General features: G+C 35.6%; 2 protein-coding genes. One reads left to right on the top strand and one right to left on the bottom strand.

All coding sequences use genetic code 11. The features are described from left to right. On the bottom strand, positions 1 to 389 hold a 389-nt coding region (locus K6G87_RS17030; protein WP_296839917.1), incomplete at its 3' end, for a hypothetical protein. 964 nt (positions 390 to 1353) lie between these two features. On the opposite strand from K6G87_RS17030, the gene K6G87_RS17035 reads away from it, so the two are divergent. Beyond that, on the top strand, positions 1354 to 1809 hold the full coding sequence (locus tag K6G87_RS17035) for a C-GCAxxG-C-C family protein (protein WP_296839920.1): 456 nt from the start codon (positions 1354 to 1356) through the stop codon (positions 1807 to 1809). Positions 1810 to 2103 lie beyond the last annotated feature (294 nt).

Below are 2103 nucleotides of genomic sequence, written 5' to 3' on the forward strand. Positions count from 1 at the left end.
CCCTGCTCATCAAGAAATTCCACGATCTTATCCTTATTTTTATCAAGGCCTGTGTCTATCATGACTACATAATTGTCAGATTCAAGAACAAAAGCATCAGCTGCGCCAGCCTTAAAGCAGGTAATAACAAGAGCATCTTCATTATCATCTGAATCTTTTTCCTTGTTATAGTATATATCGCTTTCTGATGATGAACTGTCTGCATCATCTTCAGAGGATACATTATCTGCATCTTCTTCAGAGGATGTTCTATCTGAAGCATCTTCTGAAGATATACTATCCTGTGATACAGCTTCGTCTTCTGCTTTTTGTGACGCACTTCCACATGAAGTAATCATGAATACAGATATTATTATTGTTATTAGTCTTGCCCTGATTTTATTAGACATAATATTCTCCAGAATTTAGTTACTCTCTTCAGTTCTCTTCCACTGGCTGAAATTTAAGATAGTCAATACCCTTATCACTTGGATCAGTTGGGGACTGATACATTACAAAGACTGCTTCATATTGTGCATTTGTATCTATATCTTCTCAGTATGGTATATCCACATCAATGGAGAACTCTATTTCATCCCAATTTTCTACAATATCTATGACTTCCTGTCCAGATACAGCTTCATTATTTGGCCTTGCCTATATTATTTGGCTTTGCCTATATTATTTGGCTTTGCCTATATTATTTGGCTTTGCCTTATAAAGAAGTATAATATGAATTATATTATTGCAAAAGTCTCAAGCGAAGAATAATTAGATTTTAATATGATTTGTTTTTATCTATTATCTGTCTTATCAGTCATCCTACGAAAGGTGCTATTTTAACGCTTTTCGTAGGAAAAAATTGGCCATTTTAAGCTGTTTTTCAAATTTCCCTCCCACGAAAATGGACATTTTATTGGTTTTCGTAGGAACTTTTTGAAGAATTTCATGAATTTTAGCTTATTTTATCCCACGAAAGTGCCCTTTTCCAGCATTTGTGTGGGAAATCTCAAAAATCACAGCAGCCAAATTACGTATCATGCCATCAAATCACAGCAGCCAAATCAAATTATCACGTCAATTCCTATTACAATCATTCTATGGCACTATCGCTCAAAAAGTGCTATAGTAATAAGGTTTTTAAATGCTGCAAGGCATTCTAAATGCATGTTTTATAAGTATTTAACAAGAACTCCCCTTATCTTTATATGATATTATTTAGATAATTTAGCATAGCACCATTACCTTTAGATAATAGAAATTATATGATTATTCAAGCATCTCCATCACCTTTAGCTAATGGATATTATATGATTATTCAAGCATCTCCATCACCTTTAAAAGATAGGGAATTAGTAGATTGAGGATTATTTTATGACACGTAGAGAAATTGCAATGGATAACTTTAAAAAAGGCTATAACTGTTCACAGTCAATAATACTGGCTTTCGTAGATATGCTCCCAGTAGACAAGGACCTCTTATCCAAGATGGCTTCATCCTTTGGAGGCGGAATGGGAAGACTTCGCGAAGTATGTGGTTCAGTTAGTGGCATGTTCATGGTTGTTGGCTTTTTATACGGATACTCAGGTCCTGAAACCGGTGAAGTCAAAGCTGACCACTACGCAAGAATCCAGGAGCTTGCCAAGAGATTTGAAGAAAAGCATGGTACTATAGTTTGCCGTGAAATGTTAGGACTTAGTGTTCGTCATGACGTTCCAACTCCCGAAGCTCGTACTAACGAATATTATAAAAAGCGCCCATGCGCTGAGATTATCGGCGATGCCGCAGAAATTCTTGAAGAATACATCAAAGAAAATCCGGTAGATTGAACTTACACATTAGACCAATGAAAAAATATAATTTTGATGAGTAACCGCCGCACACTCGTGACTTTACTCATGGGAAGCTTCACAGCATTATCTAATAATGATCATAATTATTCCAGGGGTGGATGATTGTCGTGAAAAAATATATATCAAAAGTAAACTCTACTGCACTTTACTGCTTACTAGCAGCTATAGTAGCTATAACCGTATGCTCAAAATCTTCATTTTTATATCCTTTAAATGACTGGGGCGATACTAACTGCTACTTTATAATCGGTAAGGGAATCCTCAAGGGAC

It is taken from the genome of Butyrivibrio sp., from assembly GCF_024699075.1.

Coding starts and splice junctions, on each gene's coding strand:
- K6G87_RS17035 (WP_296839920.1), top strand. CDS start 1,354: ATGACACGTAGAGAAATTGCAATGGATAACTTTAAAAAAGGCTATAAC.